Here is a 14486-nt window from a genome sequence, read left to right on the forward strand (position 1 = left end):
TTGAGTGATGGGGGGACGCAGTAGGATAGGGTAAGCGCGCTGTTGGATATGCGCGTCCAAGCAGTTAGGCCGATGAGTAGGCAAATCCGCTCATCACACAAGGCTGAGCTGTGATGGCGAGGGAACTAGAGTACCGAAGTTCCTGATTCCACACTGCCAAGAAAAGCCTCTAGCGAGGAAGAAGGTGCCTGTACCGCAAACCGACACAGGTAGGCGAGGAGAGAATCCTAAGGTGATCGAGAGAACTCTCGTTAAGGAACTCGGCAAAATGACCCCGTAACTTCGGGAGAAGGGGTGCTCACCAGGGTGTCAAAGCCCAGGTGAGCCGCAGTGAAAAGGCCCAGGCGACTGTTTAGCAAAAACACAGGTCTCTGCGAAGCCGCAAGGCGAAGTATAGGGGCTGACGCCTGCCCGGTGCTGGAAGGTTAAGAGGAGCGCTTAGCATTAGCGAAGGTGCGAATTGAAGCCCCAGTAAACGGCGGCCGTAACTATAACGGTCCTAAGGTAGCGAAATTCCTTGTCGGGTAAGTTCCGACCCGCACGAAAGGCGTAACGATCTGGGCACTGTCTCAACGAGAGACTCGGTGAAATTATAGTACCTGTGAAGATGCAGGTTACCCGCGACAGGACGGAAAGACCCCGTGGAGCTTTACTGCAGCCTGATATTGAATTTTGGTACAGCTTGTACAGGATAGGTAGGAGCCTTTGAAGCCGGAGCGCCAGCTTCGGTGGAGGCGTCGGTGGGATACTACCCCCGCTGTATTGAACTTCTAACCCGCACCCCTGAACCGGGGTGGGAGACAGTGTCAGGTGGGCAGTTTGACTGGGGCGGTCGCCTCCTAAAGAGTAACGGAGGCGCCCAAAGGTTCCCTCAGAATGGTTGGAAATCATTCGCAGAGTGTAAAGGCACAAGGGAGCTTGACTGCGAGACCTACAAGTCGAGCAGGGACGAAAGTCGGGCTTAGTGATCCGGTGGTTCCGCATGGAAGGGCCATCGCTCAACGGATAAAAGCTACCCCGGGGATAACAGGCTTATCTCCCCCAAGAGTCCACATCGACGGGGAGGTTTGGCACCTCGATGTCGGCTCATCGCATCCTGGGGCTGTAGTCGGTCCCAAGGGTTGGGCTGTTCGCCCATTAAAGCGGTACGCGAGCTGGGTTCAGAACGTCGTGAGACAGTTCGGTCCCTATCCGTCGTGGGCGCAGGAAATTTGAGAGGAGCTGTCCTTAGTACGAGAGGACCGGGATGGACGCACCGCTGGTGTACCAGTTGTTCCGCCAGGAGCATAGCTGGGTAGCTACGTGCGGACGGGATAAGTGCTGAAAGCATCTAAGCATGAAGCCCCCCTCGAGATGAGATTTCCCATAGCGCAAGCTAGTAAGAACCCTGAAAGATGATCAGGTAGATAGGTCCGAGGTGGAAGTGTGGCGACACATGGAGCTGACGGATACTAATCGTTCGAGGACTTAACCAAGAACAAAACGCATATGCCAAACAAACATTATCCAGTTTTGAAAGAATGATTCAACATTCTTTTATAAGTCCGGTAACGATGGCGAAGAGGCCACACCCGTTCCCATTCCGAACACGGAAGTTAAGCTCTTCAGCGCCGATGGTAGTTGGGGCTCACGCCCCTGTGAGAGTAGGACGTTGCCGGGCAAGCAGAAACCAGTTCAGTAGTGAACTGGTTTTTTTGTGTTTTATATTTTCCCGAAAGAGAATATAAAAGTTGATGAAGCCTATCCGATCTGGCAGCAGGCATCTCCGATTGGGGAGAAGCAAGGAGGTCAAGGAGGCAAGTGAGGGAAGCACGGAATGTACGATGTACATGAGTACTGAGCGAGCGCGGCCGACGCCGAAATCCGCCGCTTATCGCCGGTCGGGTTCCGAACACGGAAATTAAGCTCGCGCGCCGATGGTAGTTGGGGCTCACGCCCCTGTGAGAGTAGGACGTTGCCGGGCAAGCAGAAACCAGTTCAGTAGTGAACTGGTTTTTTTGTGTTTTATATTTTCCCGAAAGAGAATATAAAAGTTGATGAAGCCTATCCGAACTGGCAGCAGGCATCCCCGATTGGGGAGAAGCAAGGAGATCCAGAAGGCAAGTGAGAGAAGCCCGGAATGTACGGTGTACGCACTGGACTGAACGAGTGCGGCCGAAGCTAAGGTCCGCCGCTTATCGCCGTTCGGGTTCCGAACACGGAAGTTAAGCTCTTCAGCGCCGATGGTAGTTGGGGCCGCGCGCCCCCTGTGAGAGTAGAACGCTGCTGGGCAAGCGAAATCAGTTCAATAGTGAGCTGGTTTTTTTGTGTTTTCAGGGCATCATGGAGTTGCAGGAATATTAAAATGGCGTCCTAGAGGGTTATATTTAAAAGATTATTAAGAAAAAAGGCAAAATATCTTCTAAAAAACACATTAGCTTGTCATTTTTGATGGTCAGAGGATGGATGGGTTTTATTTTTTATCTCTCATTTCCCTGATTTGAAGTTTTAAGGGCGAATTCCTCCTCTTTAAGGGAGAAAATCTGGCGATGTATCATGGTTTAAGGGCGAAATCGCTATGCTTAAGGGCGAACAGGTAATTTTAAGGGCGGAAAACTAAGGTTATGGGCGAAGCATTTAGCCTATGGGCGATAAGAATATGGTATGGGCTTTATGGGCGTAACCTCTGGAGATGAAAAGACTACCCTTATTTCATGCGCAGGCATCAGATAAAAAATTCTCACCACCTAAAAATCGGATGAAGCAAAAAAGCCGGATCCCATTCAAAATGAGCTCCAGCTTAACCTAGATTCTAGTTTCTCATAAATCACTGACAAAGTCCGCTTCTGTCCGCTCCTGCACCATCTGCAAGCTGGCCCCTGGCATCAGCTCTACCAAGTGGAGGCTGCCTTTGCTGACTTCAAACACCGCCAAATCTGTCACAATTAAATCCACACTTCGCCGCCCGCTGAGGGGATAGCTGCACTCCTTGACGATTTTACTGGCCCCATTCTTTGCTGTATGAGTCATCGTGACAATGACGGACTTAGCCCCCGCCAGCAAATCCATGGCACCGCCGACACCCAATATGCTTTGACCCGGAACAGCCCAGTTGGCAATTCGTCCGCTTTGGTCGACCTGCAAGGCGCCTAATACAGCAGCATCGACATGGCCGCCTCGAATCATTCCAAAAGAATCGGCACTATGAAAGAAGCTTGACCCAATTCCTTGTCCGACGGGGAGTTTCCCGGCATTGACTAAATTTAGATCCACTTCCTCCGCCGCTGCTTTCGTGACCCCTAATAAGCCGTTCTCTGTATGTAGACAAACAGCAGTATCTTCACCTATGTATTCAGCCACAAGGGTGGGGATACCGATCCCAAGGTTTACAATTCTGCTTCCTGCCAGGGCTTTGGCTGCCCGTTTAGCAATAAGGCGGGAGGATTGATTCGGCTGGCTCATCTGATAACGACTCCTTCCTTCGTCAGAATATAGCGTGCCTCTATGATGGCATCAATATAGAGATGAGGGGTAATGATGGATTCGGGGTCCAATTGTCCGGCAGGGACGATTTCATCCACCTCTGCTATGACGTATTTGGCGGCAGTCGCCATGACAGGATTGAAATTACGGGCGGTTTTATAATAGGTCAGGTTTCCGAGTGTGTCAGCCTTATGGGCCCGGATAAAGGCGATGTCACCGCGCAGTGCTTTTTCGAAAATATAAGACTTGCCGTCAATGATGCGTTCTTCCTTGCCTTCAGCGAGCTTCGTGCCAACCGCCGTTGGAGTGAAATAACCACCCAGCCCTGCACCGCCTGCTCGGATCGATTCAGATAAGGTGCCCTGTGGGAGGAGCTCGATCTCTAGTTGGCCTTTGAGGTATTTATCACCGACATCGCGATTACTGGTGAAATAAGAGCCGATGGCTTTTGTGATTTTGTTTTGATTAAGAACAATCCCCAATCCTCTGCCAGATTCGCCGAGATTATTACTGATGACGGTCAGGCTGTTAACGTCTGTTTTGGTCAGTTCATCAATCAAGGTCAGTGGTGCGCCAATTAGCCCGAAGCCTCCGACAAGGATTGTATGCCCGGATTGTAAGGGGTGGAGGGCTTCTTTGGCATTCGATTTTAATTTAGACATAGCATAACTCCTTTCTCTTAATCTATATGCAGGCTGATTGAAAATAAGCAATAACAAACTTGTATGTATAAGTTATGACGTGAATTTCATAAAAATTATAAGAAAATACATATTTATCTTGAAAAATTGTTCATTAATGCTAAAATTTAGATGTGGTTATACGGATAACTTGGAATATATTTGTTTGTTCAATTGTAGAATACGAGAGTTAACAGGTTTGCTTGTACGGATAATTTTTAATTGAAGGGGAGCTGGAGAACAGATGGCTAAATATGCAATTGGGGTAGATTACGGGACTCAGTCAGGAAGAGCGGTGTTGGTGGAAATCGGAACAGGTCGCGAAGTGGCGACTTCTGTGAAAGCGTATTCACACGGTGTGATGGATGAATTTTTGCCGGATGGCGTGACGCGCCTGGAACATGATTGGGCCTTACAGCATCCAGCAGACTATTTAGAGGTATTGGGAAGCACGATTCCAGCTGTGCTGAACCAAGCCGGCATTTCAGCTGAGGATGTCATTGGGATTGGGATTGATTTTACCGCATGTACGGTATTACCGATTGATGAGAACAGAAACCCTCTATGCTTTACGGATAAATATAAAAACAACCCGCATGCCTACGTCAAGCTATGGAAGCATCATGCAGCACAGGAGGAAGCGAACCGCTTGAATGAAATCGCGGATGAACGCGGGGATGCCTTCCTGCAGCGTTATGGCGGTAAGATTTCCTCAGAATGGCTGTTCCCTAAGCTATGGCAGATTGCCAATGAGGCGCCGGATGTATATGAAGAAATGGACCAATTCGTGGAAGCGGCAGACTGGGTTGTCTCTCAGCTGACAGGCGCATTAAAGCGAAACAGCTGTACAGCCGGATACAAGGCCATTTGGCATAAGCAAGACGGCTATCCGGCAAAGGACTTCTTCAAGGCGCTTGATGAGCGACTGGAGAATGTGGTGGAGGAGAAATTGTCTCGTGATATTTATGCGATTGGCGAGAAGGCCGGGGAGCTGACAGACTGGGCGGCCGAGCTGACAGGGTTGAAGCCGGGCACAGCCGTTGCCATTGCTAATGTGGATGCCCATGTTGCCGCACCTGCTGTTGGAATCACAGAGCCAGGCAAGCTCCTCATGATCATGGGAACGTCCACATGCCATATCCTCCTTGGGGAGGAGGAAAAAATGGTTCCGGGCATGTGCGGAGTCGTGGAGGACGGTGTCATTGCAGGATTCATGGGCTATGAGGCCGGGCAATCCTGCGTGGGCGACCACTTCGAATGGTTCACGGAAAATTGCGTACCGAAGGCCTGCCAGGAGGAAGCAGAAAAACTTGGCATGAACATTCATCAATATTTAACGGAAAAAGCCGGCAAGCTGGCAGTTGGTGAAAGCGGTTTATTAGCGCTTGACTGGTGGAACGGAAATCGTTCAACGTTGGTGGATGTGGATTTGACTGGTGTCCTGCTTGGTGCGACCTTGCAGACGAAGCCAGAGGAAATCTATCGTGCGTTGATTGAGGCAACGGCTTATGGAACAAGAACCATCGTTGAAGCGTTCCGAAACAGCGGGGTTCCTATTCATGAGGTATATGCATGCGGAGGCATTGCTGAGAAGAATGCTCTGATGATGCAAATCTATGCAGATGTACTGGATATGGAGATTCGCATCTCCGCCTCCTCACAAACGCCGGCGCTAGGTTCTGCCATGTTTGGAGCGGTTGCAGCCGGCAAGGAGCGCGGCGGATATGATGACATTAAAGAAGCAGCTAAGGAAATGGCCCGATTAAAGGATGTTGTCTATCGTCCAAATAAGGAGGATGCAGCTGTATACAAGCAGCTATTTGGGGAGTACACGCGTCTCTATGATTATTTTGGCCGCGGGGAAAATAACGTCATGAAGCAATTAAAAGCCATTAAAAAGGCGAGCCGAAAACCGATTGCAGCCGTTTAAGAGAATCAGAGGGGAAGGGAGAGCTGTTCATGCTAGATTCATTGAAGGAGCAAGTGCTTAAGGCGAATCTCTTATTGCCTGAGTACAAGATGGTGACATTTACATGGGGAAATGTGAGCGGGATTGACCGGGAGGAAGGATTGGTCGTCATCAAGCCGAGCGGGGTGCCATATGAGGAGCTGAAGGCAGATGACCTGGTTGTCGTCGATCTGGATGGAGAAGTGATAGAAGGGAGCCTGCGGCCGTCATCTGATACAGCGACACATTTGGCGCTCTACAAAGCTTTCAGTGAAATTGGCGGCATCGTACATACCCACTCGCCATGGGCGACAAGCTGGGCTCAGGCAGCGCGCCCGATTCCGCCTCTTGGGACAACCCATGCGGATTATTATTATGGGGAAATTCCTTGCACCCGCATATTGACTGAGCAGGAAATCACGAGCGGCTATGAGCTTGAGACAGGAAACGTCATCATCGAGACGTTCCGAAACAAAGGGCTTGATCCTGTCGCCATGCCAGGTGTACTCGTTTCAGGACATGCACCATTTGCATGGGGGAAGGATGCAATGCAGGCTGTTCATAATGCGGTCGTGCTCGAGGAAGTGGCGAAGATGGCCCTGCAGACCTATCAATTAAACCCGAATGCACAGCCAATCGATCAGTATTTACTGGATAAACATTACTTGCGCAAGCATGGAAAGAACGCCTATTACGGGCAGAAGGCAGCAAGGAACTAATAATGACATTGATGGGGGAATGAGACTATGTTAACAGTGAAGCCTTATGAATTTTGGTTTGTGACCGGCAGTCAAAACTTGTACGGAGAAGAGACATTAAAAGAGGTAGAAGCGAACACAAAGAAAATCGTTGAATCGCTCGATGAGGATTCTGTTTTATCCTACCGCCTAGTCTTCAAGGATGTCGTGAAGGAGGCCGATTCGATCAGACGATTGGCGCTTGAGGCGAATGCAGATGAGAATTGTGCTGGAATTGTGACCTGGATGCACACCTTCAGCCCGGCAAAAATGTGGATTGCGGGTCTTGCTTCGCTGCAAAAGCCGCTTCTCCATCTTCACACACAGTTTAATCGGGATATCCCATGGAACGGGATTGATATGGACTTCATGAACACCAATCAGTCCGCACATGGCGACCGTGAATTCGGCTTCATGGGCAGCCGCCTGCAAATAAAGCGCAAGGTCGTTGTCGGTCATTGGGATAGTGAAGAAGTGAAAACAAAGATTGGCAGCTGGATGAGAACAGCTGTTGCCTTCTCAGAGAGTAAGCAATTGAAGGTGGCTCGCTTCGGCGACAATATGCGTAATGTAGCCGTGACAGAGGGAGACAAGATTGAGGCTCAAATCAAGCTTGGCTGGACAGTTGACGGCTATGGAATCGGGGACTTGGTTGACAGCATGAATCAAGTGACTGAGGAGCAGCTGGATGACGTTATGAAGGAATATGAGGAAACATACAGCATCGTTCCAGAAGGACAAAGCGAAGGGTTCATCAGAGATTCCATTCGATATCAGGCAAAGATTGAGCTTGGATTGAAATCCTTCCTTGAAAAAGGAGGCTATACGGCCTTCACGACAACATTTGAAGACCTGCATGGCATGAAGCAGCTGCCTGGGCTTGCTGTACAAAGATTGATGGAGCAGGGCTACGGATTTGCTGGTGAAGGGGATTGGAAAACAGCAGCGCTCGTTCGTCTTGGCAAGATCATTGCTGATGGGGAGGATACATCCTTCATGGAGGATTATACGTATCATTTCGAGCCAGGCAATGAGATGGTCCTTGGGGCACATATGCTTGAAGTGTGTCCGACCATTGCGGCGACCAAGCCGACGATTGCTGTACATCCGCTTGGGATTGGCGGCAAAGAAGACCCAGCCAGGATGATCTTCAACGGGAAGAGCGGATCAGCCTTGAATGCCTCCATCGTGGACCTTGGTCATCGCTTCCGCCTCATCGTCAACGAAGTGGATGCAATCGAGCCTGAGATTGACATGCCGAACCTGCCAGTCGCCCGTGTCCTCTGGCGCCCGCAGCCTTCCTTAAATGAAGGAGCAGAAAACTGGATCCTTGCCGGAGGGGCCCATCACACACTATTTTCCTATAAAGTCACGACTGAACAGCTGCGTGACTTTGCGGAGCTTGTGGGAATAGAATGTGTCGTCATTAATCAGGAGACGAATAAGCATGCATTTGTGAATGAATTGAGATGGAATGATGTTGTTTACAAATAAGGCTGTATCGTAGGATTGTTGTTAATGCTTTATTTATTCTAATAGGAAAAAACAGCTCCAAAAAGGAATAAAATGTACCCCAAAAGTTAGAGTCAAAAATTCTAACATTTTGGGGTGCTTTGCTTTTATTTAATTCTACTAATTGTTAGATAAGCTCATTGAAAAAGGTTTATTCTTTCCATATAAATATCCTAAAACCCTAATACGTTTATAAGATTAACTTTGGCTGTTATTGTCTAACTGGCAGAACCCTTATTGGAGTATCTATCTTAAGATGTTAAAATATGGTTAATAATATTAAAAAGGAGGACCGTAGCTAAGCTGATGGGGGGGTTAGGTTGAAGCCATAATGTTTCTTTTAAACACCATTATGGAAATAGGTTATGTATTTTTTCTTCCAACATATAACCTGTTAACTATCAATTGGTAGACTGTAGTATTCATTGTTTTTCTAATATTCAAACAGTAGATTGAAAGATTCGAATCAATTACCTATATAAAAGAAAGGGCTGTATAATGAGGCGGTTTCTATGGAAGAAATGCGTAGAATTAACGATTAGTTTGTTTGTGATTTTTTTAATTTGTTACTTACCTTTTAAAATGGATAAGTCTGCTGCAGGTCAAGGATCATCATATTCAATAAAGGATATCATTTCTCAACTATTAAGTCCTAATCAGATGATGTATTTCTCAAAAAATACAGGAGCAGAACGACCTTTATTTCCCGCTATATGGGAAAAATACATATATACAATGGAGTTACTGGCAATAGGGTTTTTCATTGCATTGGCTGCGGCTGTTGGTTTGGTTTTTTTATATACCTTTCTATCAGCAAAAATGCAAAGAGTTGGCAAAGCGATTTTGGGAATGATGGAGTCAGTTCCAGATGTAATGGTCGTTCTTATTCTTCAATTGTTGATCATGCAGATTTTTAAACTGACAGGGGTTGAGATAACGAATGTATATGCATTTGGTGATGAACGTGCATATTTTATTCCGCTAGTCAGTCTTACAGTTATTCCAGCCATAATGATCTATAAAATGATGATCTTATATTTAGAGGAAGAATTTGAGCAATCGTATGTTGAGTATGCTTATGCCAAAGGAATAGGAATGCGGACGATTTTATTAAAACATATGTTCAGGAACATTTTTTTGCATATTTTAAATCACAGTAAAACCATTCTATTGTTTATGTTGTCTACTTTATTTGTTGTTGAAGGGCTGTCAAATATTAATGGCTTTATGACGTTCATTTTAAATGATGCATTAATCCAGCCAGGTATCTTGATTTTATGGGTGCTCATGTTGTTTGTTCCCTTTTATATCATATTTGCCATCTTCGAATTATACATAGGCAAAACAACGGGGGTATTCACCTCATGACACCGAAGGTATGGAAATCAAAACGTTTGTGGGCCGGGATTTTCTTTTTTGTTTTCTTGATAATTGGCAGCTTCCTTTATACGATATACGGTGACCAAACTAGTAACGCTTCTAATTTGCTAATGTATGATGATCAAGGTGAACTAGTAGGAAAAGCCCCTTTTTCACCAATCGAGAAACCACCTTTTGGATCAGATAGTTCGGGTGTATCATTAGGAGAAAAAGTATTGGATGGTGCGAAATATACGCTGATTATTGTCTTTGTTACAGTTACCATGCAAATGATTATTTCTTCTATAATAGGCTTAATATTAGCGGTCTATGAACCTAGGCTATCAGACTGGATTAGAAAATGTTTTGCGGTATTTTACTACATTCCGCCAATTATATGGGTTTTTGTATTTTCTTACCCTTTGTTTACGAACATTGAATTATTTGGGGGAAACATGATAAAGGCTGTTTTTTATCAAATGTTAGTCTTAGTGATGGTTTTTTTACCAACGTTTTCGGTTTACCTTTGTGAAGAGGTGCGTTTATTTTTAAGAAAAGACTATATCATTAGCGCTAAAGTGTTAGGGGCTTCTAAATGGCACTTGATACGTAAGCATGTCTTTCCTTATATGAAACGAAAATTGGTCTTATTGTTTATCCAACAATCATCTCAGTTGATGATGTTACTCGTTCAAATGGGCTTTTTCTCTCTAATTATTGGGGGAAGTATAATAAGTTATGATATGTTTACTGATACGACAATAATCACTTCCTTAAGTAATGAATGGTCAGGATTAATCGGAATAGATCGAAATAAAATTTGGACAGCTCCTTGGATAATTACAGCTCCGATGGTTATGTTTGCTTTGTCTATCCTCGTATTAAATATGATGAGAGATGGTATTGATAAACAAGTTAGACAGGAAACCAATAATGGAATTCAATATAAGCGATTACTGCAAAGAGAAAGGTGAATTTACTAAATAAGTATTCTTAAACATCTGGACAACTAACTTAGGTAGATTAGGTAAAAGGAAGCGTCTCTTAGAGAGCGGCTTTTTTTAGGGTGCCAGGAGCAATTAGTGTGGAATTTCCCCTTAAGAGAGAAGGGTTATGCCTGAGTGGAGAAGAGCGGGCGAAATGCGAGTCGAATAAGAAACAGGGGGTCTATGATGGCTAATGCCTATATAGATATAAATGAACGAATGAAGCATGAGCATGTAGCTGGTTTAAGTATGTCTGTCATCCATCGTGGTCATATTGTACAGGTTAATCATTATGGTCTATTAGAAGTAGGAAGCAATAAAAAGGTGGACAGTAACGCTATTTTCAATGCTTGTTCAATCAGTAAGTTTCTAACGGCCTTCTTAGTAATGAAATTAACAGAACAAGGCATGCTGGATTTAGATGAAGACGTCAACCATCGGCTGACATCGTGGAAAATCCCAGAGAATCCTTTTACCGCCTATAAAAAAGTGACATTAAGAAGCTTGCTTAGTCATCAATCTGGCATTGTCGATCCACCGAATAGTTTTGGGGCAATTGATCCCAATGAGGGGATTCCTTCGATGGTTAATCTATTATCTGGAAGGACGTCTTATTGTAAGGAACGTATAGAAGTAAAGTACGAACCAGAGAGTGATTTTCAATACTCGGATGCAGGCTTTTGCCTTATACAGCAATTGATAGAGGATGTGATTGGAGAGCCTTTTGAAAGAGTCATGGAGAAGCTGATTTTCCGTCCGTTGAAGATGATGAATAGTACATATACACCAATTAAATTAGGAGAAAATATCGCTTGTGGACATACGAAAGATGGGAGTTCAGTCGATCGCAAATACCCCATGTACCCTTATCCCGCTGCGGCTGGATTATGGACAACTTCTTCAGATTTAGCGCTGTTCGTCTTAGATGTAATGAACGCTCTAAAGAAGGAAAGTAAAGTGGGCATTTCAGCGAATCAAGTAAACGAAATGATAACCCCACAAGGCTGTAAGGAATGGACAGGATTAGGGGTTTTTCTTGATGGGGAGGAAGTTTCATCATTAGGCTGGGGAGTGGGATTTCAATGCATGTTAGTGGCGTATCCTCGATTGGGAAGCGGGTTAATCATCATGACAAATACGGATCAAGGCGTTCATCAATTAGAAGGGATTATTGGTGAGGTCTATCATTCACATAGCTTTGAATGATTAGGTTATGGAAGGATGATGTGCCATTTTAAATGAAAAGTAGCGACAGCGTAGCTTACATGAGACACTAATGTAGAATAGAAGTGCTTCACTCTTTATCCTAAATAATAAAAAATGAAGACTGTCAAAATGACAGTCTTTTCTTGTGTGGATGAAATGGCAAAGCAAAAAAAGGCTAACTCAAGAGAATTAGTCCTTTGATTGCTCCTCAGGTTCTGTTAAATCTGCAGGGCTTCGATGATCTTCTTCGGGAATAAGGAACATGGCACATATATACAAAATAAGACAAGGAATAATGGCGGTCAACAAGGCCAATAGGACAAATCCTAATCGAACGATAACTGCATCTATTTTTAGATAGTCAGATAATCCGCCGCATACGCCTGATAAGACGATATTCGTTCTGGACCTGTACAGTTTCTTGTTATCCATCTAACACCTCCAGCTGAATATTGGGGAAATACTTCGAAATGCAGAAAGGTCAAGCGAGCAAATGGTACTCATGTTTATTACTCCAGTATATTCAGGAATCCAAAAATTCATTACCTAAGGAGGAAGCAGGAAAGGGATAAAAATATTCATGATACTCGTGATTGTTGTTTATTGGTTAGATGAAAGACTGGAATATTCATATCCAATGCTTGACTCAGCTGCTGCTGCTCCTATTCATTGACAAAAAAGTGTACGAACTATATAGTGCATTTATCAGGTGTATTATGCGTGTAATACACCGTTATGGAGAAACGGAGGATGAACCTAATATGAGTAAAACAAAAGGAAATCAGCACCCATTAACGATGGGTTTGTTCGTTATTTATTTGCTCGCTTTGATATGGATTATATTATTTAAAATGTCTTTATCGCTTCAGGAGTTACCTGAGTTTAGAGGGATGAACTTCATTTCTTTTGGCGGGTCCGTTATAACGAATGATCGACTGGATCTTAGTGAGATTATCAATAATATAGTCATTTTTGTGCCGTTTGGCCTTTATTTATGTATGGTCAAGCCAGAATGGAGATTGATCAAGAACCTCATTCTTATCGCTGCTATCAGTTTTTCATTTGAAATCATTCAGTTTATTTTTGCGATAGGCGGAACCGATATAACGGATCTTTTAGGGAATACATTGGGCGGCGTAATTGGGATAGGTATTTATTCCTTGCTGTATAAATGGATAACGAAAAGGAATACGAATAAAATACTGACGATTCTCGCACTAATCGGTACGATTTGTTTTATAGCCCTGTTTGGATTGTTGTTTGTCGCTAATCATTCATGGGTTTTCTATAGAATGGCATCTATCCGTTTAGAGGGGGTAATGGAATAAAGGGATAGCCGCTTCCTATATAGGTGGCGGCTTTTTCATACAGCGTCCTTACTTTTCCAATATTCCCACGAAAAACAGGGTATGTATATTTTATGGGGATACCGTTTTTATTGTATAATAAATATATAAGATTCGATATTTTCAGATTATTCATTGAGCTAGTTTGGTAAATGGTAAACAGGTTGTGCATGAAATGCATAGTATATGGTAAGAAGATGCTACGGAGAAGAGGTGGTTCAGATGGCTAAGAGTATGAAAGGGTTCTTTCATAAAGCCTCGAGTGCACTTTTTCATTCCCGTTTAAGAAATGACGTGACGAACCAGGATATTACGATTGTATCTAATAATGAATGGGGAGAGAAAGTCTATCGAGATTTAGGGATGGAGTACAAGAGCCCGTTTATTGGGATGTATATTTATGCGCCGGATTATATACGCCTTTTGGAGAATTTCCAGTATTATATGAGTCAGCGGCTGAAGTTTACCCTTTACTCGAAATACGGGTGGCGTGAGGAGAATTATCCGATTGGACTATTGGGCGGGGATATTGAGATTCATTTTATCAAATACCGGTACAGGCAGGAAGCGTTAGAGAAGTGGAATGAACGGGTTGACCGGATGAATTGGGATAACCTATTCATTAAGCTGAGTGATCAGTATCATTGCACGGAGGAATGCATTAAGCGGTTTGATGCGCTGCCTTTTGAGAATAAGGTTTGCTTTACGGCAAAGCCGTTAGGGCATTTGGATAGTGTCGTTTACTTCAGCGAACAAAAGGTCGCGACAGATCTTGAGAACGAGCTGGGGGACTATCATAAATATTTTGATTTAGCTGAATGGCTGAATCACGGAAAGGTTGTCAAGAAAATCCCGCATGAGAATAATCCGTTTTGGCATTATGAGCGAACGTCCTTTTGAATGAAAGCCCATGCAACTCGGAGCATGGGCTTTCATTTAGTCATTGGACAAGTCGTCTGATTCCATCCATTCCAATAATTTTTTATGCGGGAAGTATGTATTTCCATTTAGGACAATATGCGGAATGGCTGGATACTTGGCAATGAATGCATCAACATCCTCTTTTTTAATGCCTATGTAATAATGTAAATCCTTTTTCTTGATCATGAGAGGCTCTTCGTCATCGAAGGAATCACCCCATGGATTCCCTGAGCCCCTAAAATTACGCAGGCCTTCACCAATGAAATACCCTAATGCGGCAAGGCCGAGGCCAATCCAGAAAAAATCGTTCATTCATTTGCCTCCCTTTA

The 14486-nt window shown here is 44.5% G+C and carries 12 protein-coding genes and 2 rRNA genes (1 of these 14 cut by a window edge); 10 read left to right on the top strand and 4 right to left on the bottom strand.

All coding sequences use genetic code 11. From position 1 onward, the window contains the following. Together ACY8DX_RS08960 and rrf are read left to right on the top strand one after the other, a co-directional pair. Window positions 1-1475: ribosomal RNA gene (locus tag ACY8DX_RS08960) — 23S ribosomal RNA — on the top strand (it extends 1461 nt beyond the left edge of the window). Window positions 1476-1543: 68 nt separating this feature from the next. Next, window positions 1544-1660, top strand: a 5S ribosomal RNA gene (gene rrf / locus ACY8DX_RS08965). 1139 nt (window positions 1661-2799) lie between these two features. Here the strand turns inward: rrf and ACY8DX_RS08970 are convergent. Together ACY8DX_RS08970 and ACY8DX_RS08975 are read right to left on the bottom strand one after the other, a co-directional pair. Beyond that, the gene (locus ACY8DX_RS08970; protein WP_462406607.1) at window positions 2800-3441 is read right to left on the bottom strand and encodes a 3-oxoacid CoA-transferase subunit B; all 642 of its coding nucleotides are present in this window, start codon (window positions 3439-3441) and stop codon (window positions 2800-2802) included. After that, window positions 3438-4124 carry a CoA transferase subunit A gene (locus tag ACY8DX_RS08975; RefSeq protein ID WP_462406608.1) on the bottom strand — a complete coding sequence of 229 codons (687 nt, stop codon included), beginning with the start codon at window positions 4122-4124 and terminating at the stop codon, window positions 3438-3440. Before ACY8DX_RS08975 ends, ACY8DX_RS08970 begins: the two co-directional genes overlap by 4 nt. A gap of 262 nt (window positions 4125-4386) precedes the next feature. On the opposite strand from ACY8DX_RS08975, the gene araB reads away from it, so the two are divergent. The 6 genes from araB to ACY8DX_RS09005 all read left to right on the top strand — a co-directional run bounded on the left by araB (window position 4387) and on the right by ACY8DX_RS09005 (window position 11890). Further along, entirely contained in the window at window positions 4387-6072 is a 1686-nt protein-coding gene (araB, locus tag ACY8DX_RS08980) for a ribulokinase (protein ID WP_462406609.1), read from the top strand. A gap of 29 nt (window positions 6073-6101) precedes the next feature. Beyond that, window positions 6102-6809, top strand: coding sequence for an L-ribulose-5-phosphate 4-epimerase (araD, locus tag ACY8DX_RS08985; RefSeq protein ID WP_049671184.1), 708 nt, complete (start codon window positions 6102-6104; stop codon window positions 6807-6809). 27 nt (window positions 6810-6836) lie between these two features. Next, the gene (araA, locus tag ACY8DX_RS08990) at window positions 6837-8321 is read left to right on the top strand and encodes an L-arabinose isomerase (protein ID WP_462406610.1); all 1485 of its coding nucleotides are present in this window, start codon (window positions 6837-6839) and stop codon (window positions 8319-8321) included. A gap of 600 nt (window positions 8322-8921) precedes the next feature. After that, window positions 8922-9707, top strand: a complete 786-nt coding sequence (locus ACY8DX_RS08995) for an ABC transporter permease subunit (protein WP_462406611.1) — start codon at window positions 8922-8924, stop codon at window positions 9705-9707. After that, entirely contained in the window at window positions 9704-10672 is a 969-nt protein-coding gene (locus ACY8DX_RS09000) for an ABC transporter permease subunit (protein ID WP_462406612.1), read from the top strand. The genes ACY8DX_RS08995 and ACY8DX_RS09000 overlap by 4 nt, the downstream gene beginning before the upstream one ends. Window positions 10673-10870: 198 nt before the next feature. Continuing rightward, window positions 10871-11890: a serine hydrolase domain-containing protein gene (locus tag ACY8DX_RS09005; protein ID WP_462406917.1), complete on the top strand. Its 1020-nt coding sequence runs from the start codon at window positions 10871-10873 to the stop codon at window positions 11888-11890. 189 nt (window positions 11891-12079) lie between these two features. On the opposite strand, the gene ACY8DX_RS09010 is transcribed toward ACY8DX_RS09005, so the two are convergent. Further along, window positions 12080-12322, bottom strand: coding sequence for a PspC domain-containing protein (locus ACY8DX_RS09010; RefSeq protein WP_049671180.1), 243 nt, complete (start codon window positions 12320-12322; stop codon window positions 12080-12082). Window positions 12323-12651: 329 nt separating this feature from the next. Here ACY8DX_RS09010 and ACY8DX_RS09015 point away from each other — a divergent pair, with 329 nt between their 5' ends. Together ACY8DX_RS09015 and ACY8DX_RS09020 are read left to right on the top strand one after the other, a co-directional pair. Beyond that, a complete protein-coding gene (locus ACY8DX_RS09015) occupies window positions 12652-13218 on the top strand; it encodes a VanZ family protein (protein ID WP_462406613.1) in 567 nt (188 codons plus the stop codon). A 240-nt stretch (window positions 13219-13458) separates the two neighbouring features. Next, a complete protein-coding gene (locus ACY8DX_RS09020; protein WP_462406614.1) occupies window positions 13459-14136 on the top strand; it encodes a DUF1919 domain-containing protein in 678 nt (225 codons plus the stop codon). A gap of 36 nt (window positions 14137-14172) precedes the next feature. Here the strand turns inward: ACY8DX_RS09020 and ACY8DX_RS09025 are convergent, their stop codons facing one another. Beyond that, a complete protein-coding gene (locus tag ACY8DX_RS09025) occupies window positions 14173-14469 on the bottom strand; it encodes a hypothetical protein (protein WP_049671177.1) in 297 nt (98 codons plus the stop codon). Window positions 14470-14486: the final 17 nt, after the last annotated feature.

Source organism: Gracilibacillus sp. Marseille-QA3620 (genome assembly GCF_054950035.1).

Excerpts from the sequence above, each read along its gene's own strand:
- araA (WP_462406610.1), top strand. The coding sequence starts at position 6,837 with ATGTTAACAGTGAAGCCTTATGAATTTTGGTTTGTGACCGGCAGTCAA.
- ACY8DX_RS09000 (WP_462406612.1), top strand. The coding sequence starts at position 9,704 with ATGACACCGAAGGTATGGAAATCAAAACGTTTGTGGGCCGGGATTTTC.
- araB (WP_462406609.1), top strand. The coding sequence starts at position 4,387 with ATGGCTAAATATGCAATTGGGGTAGATTACGGGACTCAGTCAGGAAGA.
- ACY8DX_RS09015 (WP_462406613.1), top strand. The coding sequence starts at position 12,652 with ATGAGTAAAACAAAAGGAAATCAGCACCCATTAACGATGGGTTTGTTC.
- ACY8DX_RS09020 (WP_462406614.1), top strand. The coding sequence starts at position 13,459 with ATGGCTAAGAGTATGAAAGGGTTCTTTCATAAAGCCTCGAGTGCACTT.
- araD (WP_049671184.1), top strand. The coding sequence starts at position 6,102 with ATGCTAGATTCATTGAAGGAGCAAGTGCTTAAGGCGAATCTCTTATTG.
- ACY8DX_RS08975 (WP_462406608.1), bottom strand. The coding sequence starts at position 4,124 with ATGTCTAAATTAAAATCGAATGCCAAAGAAGCCCTCCACCCCTTACAA.
- ACY8DX_RS09005 (WP_462406917.1), top strand. The coding sequence starts at position 10,871 with ATGGCTAATGCCTATATAGATATAAATGAACGAATGAAGCATGAGCAT.
- ACY8DX_RS09025 (WP_049671177.1), bottom strand. The coding sequence starts at position 14,469 with ATGAACGATTTTTTCTGGATTGGCCTCGGCCTTGCCGCATTAGGGTAT.
- ACY8DX_RS08995 (WP_462406611.1), top strand. The coding sequence starts at position 8,922 with ATGGATAAGTCTGCTGCAGGTCAAGGATCATCATATTCAATAAAGGAT.
- ACY8DX_RS08970 (WP_462406607.1), bottom strand. The coding sequence starts at position 3,441 with ATGAGCCAGCCGAATCAATCCTCCCGCCTTATTGCTAAACGGGCAGCC.
- ACY8DX_RS09010 (WP_049671180.1), bottom strand. The coding sequence starts at position 12,322 with ATGGATAACAAGAAACTGTACAGGTCCAGAACGAATATCGTCTTATCA.